This window comes from Paenibacillus sp. FSL K6-1230, from assembly GCF_038002385.1.
Lineage (GTDB): Bacteria > Bacillota > Bacilli > Paenibacillales > Paenibacillaceae > Paenibacillus > Paenibacillus massiliensis.
In genome coordinates, this window is record NZ_JBBOCK010000001.1 from 2,816,966 (window position 1) to 2,825,018 (window position 8,053).

Below are 8,053 nucleotides of genomic sequence, written 5' to 3' on the forward strand. Positions count from 1 at the left end.
AAGGGGAATGTACTTATGAAAGTAAGTAGCAGAATGCAGTGCATCGCAAAAGTAAGCATATGTATGCTGTTGCTGTGGTCTTGGATCATGGCAGCAGGAGCAGGACAAGCTGGAGCTGAATCCGCATTTCCAGGGGCAGTGGGATTTGGGACGGATACGCCAGCAGGCCGGGGTGGGAAAGTGATCAAAGTTACGAATCTGAACAACGATGGACCAGGTTCATTTCGTGAGGCCTTGGCGGCTAAAGGGCCGCGTATTATCGTATTTGAAGTCGGTGGGATCATTGATTTGGAGAAGGAGAGATTGGATCTAAGAGAGCCTTATGTAACTATTGCAGGTCAGACGGCCCCTTCGCCAGGCATCACACTCATACGAGGAGGTATGCAGATCCGTACACATGATGTGCTAATGCAGCATGTCCGATTCCGTATGGGCGATGCTGAGAGTGCACCGGGTTCAGGCTTTGAGCCGGATGTATCCACTTATGGTGCCTCTGCGTATAACATTGTTATTGATCACTGCTCCTTCTCCTGGGGTGTGGATGAGAACATGTCTTTCTCCGGTCCACGAACGAATGGTCCTGAAGCGACTACACACAGAGTAACACTAAGCAACAATATTATCGCTGAAGGCTTGAATCATTCAGTACACGAGAAGGGATCTCATTCTATGGGTACACTTGTTCATGATTATGTTCAGGATGTGGCTGTAATCGGCAATCTGTACGCCCATAATATGGAGCGTAATCCGTGGTTCAAGGGATTCGCGACGGGCGTCATTGTGAACAATGTGATCTATAATCCGGGAAAATGGGCCATCCGTCTCGGCTATGTGGAGAAGGAATGGGCCAATACAGGCATTACACCGGAAGGACCAAGGGTCAGTATTGTTGGGAATTATTTGCGGCACGGTGCAGACACGGTGCAAGGATTGGGACTAGTAGGTACGAACAGTAAGAGCGGCTCAACCTATCTACAGGATAATCTTGCTTATGATCAGAAAGACAAGCCTGTTCCGCTGACATTTGGCGGGATCGTAGAACTCAGCAATCCTCCTGTGTGGATTCAAGGGCTGAAAGCTGTCCCTGCTTCAGTAGTCTTGAAGGAGGTTACCACGCATGCTGGAGCAAGACCAAAGGATCGAGATGCTACCGATCAGCGAATTATCTCTGACGTGCTTGCAGGTCGAGGAAAACTGATCGATAGCCAGGAAGATGTAGGAGGATACCCGGATACGAATCCCACTTACCGTACATTACATGTGCCTGAACAAGGCATGGATGAATGGCTATATCAATTTTCCAGAGAATTGGAGTAATTGGGGTAATCTCATGCCTGTCCGACTGGACAACCATCTGGAAGATACCACTATAAGCTGAATTAGCATTGCAACTTCTGGTAGAATCATTGTGGATGATGCCATCGTGGCAATGAGCTAAGAATATTTTGTTTCAAATTAAGAAGTGAGGTGTGCTTGTACTTGGAGAATCACGAGCAATTAATTGGGGGACGAAGTGGTAAAATTCAAAAGATCGGCAGGTTAGTCGTGCGGCCAGCTCAGGCCTGGACTAATGATGTTCATTCCTTTTTGCGTTTTGTTCGTGCTGAAGGAGCTGAATTTGTTCCCATGCCTTATGGCATGAATGAATTGAAGCAGGAGCAGGTCTCCTATATGCCTGGCGAAGTGTTCAACTATCCATTGCCTGAGCACTTGCTGACAGACTCCATGCTTGTATCGGCAGCAAGCCTATTACGGACCTTTCATCAATACAGTGAGAGGTATCTTGCTAATCTGACAGGGCAGGAGCACTGGATGCTGGAGAAGGTAAGCCCGGTAGAGGTCATGTGTCATGGGGATTTTGCTCCTTATAATGTTACAATTATCTCGAATCAGGCGGCGGAGATGATAGATTTTGATACGCTGCATCCCGGACCAAGAATGTGGGATGTCGCCTATGCGGTCTATCGCTGGGTACCATTTAACGCTCCCATGCATCCAGATACTCAAGGTGACTTGGACGAGCATATCCGAAAAGCCCGACTGTTCCTTGATACTTATGGAATTGGCCTGGAGGGTAAGGAGTCATTTGTCCGCATACTTATAGAACGGCTTGAAGCCCTAACCCAATTCATGCGAACTGAAGCCAAACAGGGGAACGAGGATTTTCAGTCTCATATTCAGGATGGACATCTGAGTGTGTATCTGAATGATATGGAGTACTTACGCAAGAATGAGCAGCAGATAACAAAGGGTATCATAGTCTACTGATTAAAGAAGATCAGCAAAGCGGATATCTCCTGTGAAAAGGGAATTCCGCTTTTTTGCTGCCAGATAACCTCAGGTGGGTGTTTAGATATAAGGGGCTCATATACGATTATGTCGTTAATGGGTTCCGTAAAAATTAATAGATTACTAAAAAAATTAGACTAAACGTCAATATATTTATGAAGCGTTATAGGTCCTTGGGACTATAAAAAGCACTTTTTCAGTCCAAAGTTAAAGAGTTAATAATAGAGAGTGTGAGCAGTGTTATTAATAAAATTACCATTAATTAGGCCAATAAAATCAACAGTGGAAAAACATACAATTTAGACTGCGAAAACATGTTCATTTTGTTAGCATCATGTTAAGGATATGTAAATAAAGAATCTTTTGATAGCAAGGCGTTTTTCTGACTACTCAACATTTTTAATAGTTATTTTTACATACTGCATGAATATAGAAAGCATGGTTTTAAAACAAAATAACACTCCACAAACATCAGGTAATTAATTCCAAAAGTGAAAAAAAGTATTTGAAAAATCGAAATTAAATGTAATAAATTGTATTAAAATATATATTTATGAATTGGATAAATTAGGTTCTTTTGTCCCATGCCAAGGCGATTTAAAGTTTGTATATTTAAAACCAGTTAGAAATTGCTGGAAGAATACATCCATTACAAGGATTTCCCTGTAATAGCTGTATCATCCTGAATTAAATAGAGGATGGAGGTATCCATGTATGATGAATCGGTCACAACGCTGGCTGGCGAAGACCGTAGCTCATCCGGCTGAGAGACTGCAATTATTCTGCTTTCCTTATGCCGGCGGGGGCGCTTCCATATTTTCTTCGTGGAAGTCCAGACTTGCCCCGGATATTGCGGTGCTGCCCATACAGCTTCCTGGACGTGAAGGTCGCTCCATGGAAGAGCCTATGGAGCACCTACAAGATATCGTAGACGCACTGGTTCCGGCCATGATTCCTTATGTGCACAAGCCATTTGCTTTCTTCGGTCACAGTATGGGCTCGTTACTTGCTTTTGAGACAGCCAGAGAACTGTATATCCGCACAGGCCAGCTTCCCGTCCATCTGATTGTATCGGGCAAATCCGCACCGCAGCTTCCATATTCCAAAAAACGGCTTCATGAGCTGGCGGACGATCCATTCATTGAGGAGCTTCGTTTGATGCAGGGAACTCCCGAGGAAGTGCTGCAGAACAGAGAATTAATGCAGCTGATCATGCCGCGCCTACGCGCAGACTTCAAGGTCTGTGAGAGGTATGAATATAAGCTGGGAAATCCACTTTCCTGTCCGGTGACTGTGTTCGGAGGTCGTCAGGATGTTGAAGTCAGTACAGACTCGCTACAGGCTTGGCAGCAGCATTCAACCTCGCCGATTGAGGTACATATGTTTGATGGCAATCATTTTTTCATTCATGAGCAAGAGCAGGAAGTCATCCATAAAATCGTTAATATCCTGTTGGGCTCAGCAGAACATAAGCATACTGCAGCATACACAACATATCGCTCTAACTAACTTACACTCTAATACACCCGCAGTTCCAAGCATTGTAACCACAGCTTAGACACAAGCTAAATGTCCACCTATCGCAGCTCTACGCGAACACGATCATGGCAGCTTACACAACAGCTAACATGCAACATACCACACACTCACATGAAATCTTAGCGAATGTATCTATCGACATCTCTTACACAAGGCACTGTGCTCCAAGCCGTGTCTTAGTGAAACTGCTGGCACTAAGAAAGCACTTCATCTCATAACACAGACACTCTTATATCGAGCATTGGTAGGTATATTACAAGCTCCATTGCAACTTCAAAAAAACTCGCACTGAATAGTTGTGAGTAGCGAAAAAGAGGGATGTCCTTGTTCCGATCTAATTCTGCTTTTCGAAGGCTCACACATTATGTCAGACCGTATAACCTGTGGGTATTCTTGACCGTCGTAGCCTCTATAGGCCTGGCAGCAATAGATATCATTTTAGGCAAAGCTATTGAACAAATGGCAGAAGGAGCCTTCTCATCCACCTGGAGCATGGTTGCACTTGTCGGAGGGATGATGCTCATAGGTCTGCCGTGCAAATTCGTCATGAAGTACGCTTCAGTGCGGTTTAGCGTTGGCGCATTGCGCGATTTAAGAGAAGACCTCGTACATAAGTTTTGTGATCTACCCGTGTCGAGCGTAGAAAGGAAGTTCACGGGTGACCTGGTATCCCGTTTGACGAGCAATACTGCTGTATTACAGAGCTTTTTCATTCAGCAGTTCGCGAATTTGTTCTATCTGCCGCTAGTATTCGTGGCATCTCTGACGCTGCTGCTCATGACAAGCTGGAAGCTGGTTCTCGCAAGCCTGGCACTCATGCCCATAGGACTGATTATCACCTCATTCATGAGTAAGCCTATTGAGAAATATTCGGAGCAGTTGCAGGAGAAGTTGGCCAATCTGAACGCTGTGGCACAGGATGCTATCGGAGGCATCCCCATCATTAAGGCTTTTAACATGCAGGCGATCTTGATGAAGAAATATATGGTGATTATGGAGGATGTCATCAAGCGTGGACTGGGGCTGGAAAAACGCTATGCTGCCATTACGCCTGTCAGTGTCATGATGCTGGCTACACCCATTATTCTGGTCATTGTGTACGGTGGCTACCTGATTGCACAAGGGGAACTTAACGCTGGTGGGATTGTTCTGTTCCTCTACCTGATCTCATTCATTCTGCAGCCAATCTCAATGCTGCCTACAATCATTTCACAGATGAAGGAGGCGGCTGGAGCTGCCAAGCATCTGTTTGAGGTGCTGGATTGGTCCAATGAACGCCAGAGTGATAGTAGCTACGCCCTTCAGAAGGAAGCTACACATGGAGGGGAAGGTACCAACACAGGGGCAATACGCACAACGGATGAGCAACATCGTGTGGAAGAGACTGCTGTAGTCTGTCTGGAGAATGTGAGCTTTGGCTACGACGAAGATAGTCTGGTGCTGAAGGAAATTAGCTTCAAGATCAGACAAGGGGAAATGGTTGCCATCGTAGGGGCCAGTGGAGGTGGAAAGAGCACGATCTTCAAGCTTCTATGTGGATTTCTGGAGGATGGGCAGCAGAGTGGAACGATTAGTATTTTCGGAAAGAGCCTACCGAGCTGGGATTTAGTTGACCTTCGCAGTCGGATCTCGATGGTATCTCAGGAGCCATCGCTTTTTCCGACTACCGTTGCAGAAAATATCGGATATGGGCGCATGGAGGCGTCGCGTGAGGAAATTGTCGAGGCAGCCACAGCCGCACATGCCCATGACTTTATCATCCGACTTCCAGAGGGGTACGGTACCGTTTTGAAAGAGCGAGGCGGCGGACTGTCCGGTGGACAGAAGCAACGACTTGCGATTGCCAGAGCCCTTCTGAAGAATGCACCATTGCTGCTTCTGGACGAACCTACATCGGCACTAGATAGCCAATCAGAAGCAATGGTGCAGAGCGCACTCCAAACCGCAATGCAGGATCGAACAGTACTGGTCATCGCACACCGGCTATCCACGATTCGTCAGGCGGACCGGATTATTGTGCTCGACCAGGGCAGGATTGCAGAGTCGGGAACGCATGAGGAGCTGCTGGCCCATAACGGTGTATATCGGAGACTGTATTTGCAGAATTTCGAGCAGCAACAGCAGGATTCCGATTTAGCTTCCTCTACGCCGCAGGAAAGGAGTGAGCAGCGTGACCTTCAAGCAGGGGTTCTATGAGTTCCGGCAACTGATGTCCCTGATGAAGCCCCATCGGAAATGGTACTTTGCTGGCTTGATTGGCAATAGTCTGACCAATGCAAGCATTACGATTTTGCTATCCTTTGTGGTTCATTATTTGTTGAATTTTGCTGTGAGTGGTGAAGAGCAGGAGCTATATAGAGCAATCTATCTGGTCACCGGGACATTTATCGTATTAAGCCTGGTGTCTCCATTATGCAGCTATATGTATATGAAATGTGTGAGGCTGGCTATTGCTGAGGTGCGCAGGAGATTGTTCGGCCATATTGTTAATCTATCGTATGCCCAAGTTGAGAAACGACACTCTGGTGATCTGGTATCCCGTATGTCGAATGATGTACAGACGCTGGAGCAGGCGTATACAGACCATATTCGCTCGATCATTCTCGAAGTTTCGCTATTTATCGGCTCGCTTACCATCATGCTGGCACTGGATTGGAGATTTGGTGTTGCAGCGATAATACTGGGACTCGCTTCAGCATGGATCAATGCTTTTTTTGCCAAAAGAATGCGTCATACCAGCGAGGAGCTGCAGGGACGACTGAGCACATTTACAGAACGGCTAAGTGATTTACTCACCGGTCTGCAAGTAGTAAAGCTGTTCGGATTAAGGAACAAAGTAGGCGGACTGTGCAATACAGCCAGTGAGCAGGTGAGTCGTACTAGCATCCGTCAGGGACGGCAAATGGGTCTGCAAGATATGTGTAATTTTCTCGTTGAATTCCTTGCGCTGGGCGGTGTACTTGTCGCTGGTTTGATATTGGTGTCTCAGAACCAGATGCAGCTTGGCGTGCTGGGTCAAATTGTACAGTTGCAAACAGGGATTTCAACGGTATTCCTGCAGCTTGGTGCAGCGGTGTCCCTCTTGCAGAACTCTTTGGCAGGTCTGGCACGGATCCGCGAGGTGCTGGATGAACCATTAGAGAAAGAGAAGTTCCCGGCGGCGCTGCTAGGGCAGCAGCATCCTGAGAAGAGGGAGGCCGAGGCAGTGGACAGATTGAGCGCAGAGGGGCTTATGGAAACGATCAGACCGGTAAGACAGAGTGACGATTCCAGGGCAGCTCCACGGATCGCTGTTGAGGATCCATCCTTGGAGGGAGGCCCTGCGGCATTAGAGCTGCAGGATATCAGCTTTGCCTATCAGCCGGATCGTCCGGCGCTCAGAAGGCTAAGTCTAACGGTACCCGAAGGCAAAGTGACTGCCCTTGTTGGTCCGAGTGGCAGCGGCAAGAGTACTGTCATGAAGCTGGTACTGGGGTTCTATCCACCCGACGAAGGCGAGCTGAGGATTCGTGAGCGTTCCGCAGGAGTCTGTCGACTGGATGAGGTCCGCGACTGGATCGCTTATGTGCCGCAGGAAGCGACGCTGTTCCATGGGACGATAGCCGATAACATACGTTTTGGTTCTCCTGATGCCAGCGATGAGCAGGTTGAGGCAGCAGCTAAGCTCGCCTATGCCAGTGGGTTCATTGCGGAGCTACCGGAGGGCTATCATACGCTCGTTGGCGAACGTGGAGCGAACCTGTCAGGTGGACAGCGTCAGCGAATTGCGATCGCGCGGGCTATGCTCAAGAATGCGCCGATCCTGCTGCTTGATGAAGCAACGTCTGCACTGGATGCGGAAGCTGAGTACGAAGTCCAACAGGGATTGTCTGCGCTGATGAAGGGCCGCACGACACTGGTGATCGCTCATCGCTTATCGACCATTGAGCAGGCGGATCGCATCTGTGTGCTTGCTGAGGGAGAATTGAAGGAGCAAGGAACCCATGAACAACTGCTGGCGATGGGAGGGCATTATGCGGAGATGTATGACATTCAGTCCCGCAAGCAGCCTCAGGAGCAATCGGCCTGACATTCGAATGAGACAGTAGCTTCAGGGATAACCATTTTCGGAAATAGCACCTTTGGAAGATGAGTTTGTGCATGTTGAAGAGATGAACAGTAAGCAACGTTCAGGCGTAAGTGCAGTTTCTTGATCATATTACAATTTGTAAGGAGCGAGACACGT

5 protein-coding genes are annotated in these 8,053 nt (G+C 47.6%); all 5 read left to right on the plus strand.

All coding sequences use genetic code 11. From position 1 onward, the window contains the following. The first annotated feature begins 63 nt into the window (after positions 1-63). The 5 genes from MKX74_RS12475 (at position 64) to MKX74_RS12495 (ending at position 7,897) form a co-directional block, all read left to right on the plus strand. A complete protein-coding gene (locus MKX74_RS12475) occupies positions 64-1,317 on the plus strand; it encodes a pectate lyase family protein (protein WP_341178579.1) in 1,254 nt (417 codons plus the stop codon). A 162-nt stretch (positions 1,318-1,479) separates the two neighbouring features. After that, positions 1,480-2,268 carry an aminoglycoside phosphotransferase family protein gene (locus MKX74_RS12480; protein WP_341178580.1) on the plus strand — a complete coding sequence of 263 codons (789 nt, stop codon included), beginning with the start codon at positions 1,480-1,482 and terminating at the stop codon, positions 2,266-2,268. A 735-nt stretch (positions 2,269-3,003) separates the two neighbouring features. After that, positions 3,004-3,798 (plus strand): thioesterase II family protein, encoded by a 795-nt coding sequence (locus tag MKX74_RS12485; protein ID WP_341178581.1) that lies wholly within the window; start codon positions 3,004-3,006, stop codon positions 3,796-3,798. A gap of 354 nt (positions 3,799-4,152) precedes the next feature. Then, on the plus strand, positions 4,153-6,024 hold the full coding sequence (locus tag MKX74_RS12490; RefSeq protein WP_341178582.1) for an ABC transporter ATP-binding protein: 1,872 nt from the start codon (positions 4,153-4,155) through the stop codon (positions 6,022-6,024). Continuing rightward, entirely contained in the window at positions 5,999-7,897 is a 1,899-nt protein-coding gene (locus tag MKX74_RS12495) for an ABC transporter ATP-binding protein (protein WP_018882876.1), read from the plus strand. Before MKX74_RS12490 ends, MKX74_RS12495 begins: the two co-directional genes overlap by 26 nt. Positions 7,898-8,053 lie beyond the last annotated feature (156 nt).

Coding starts and splice junctions, on each gene's coding strand:
- MKX74_RS12475 (WP_341178579.1), top strand. CDS start 64: ATGCTGTTGCTGTGGTCTTGGATCATGGCAGCAGGAGCAGGACAAGCT.
- MKX74_RS12485 (WP_341178581.1), top strand. CDS start 3,004: ATGATGAATCGGTCACAACGCTGGCTGGCGAAGACCGTAGCTCATCCG.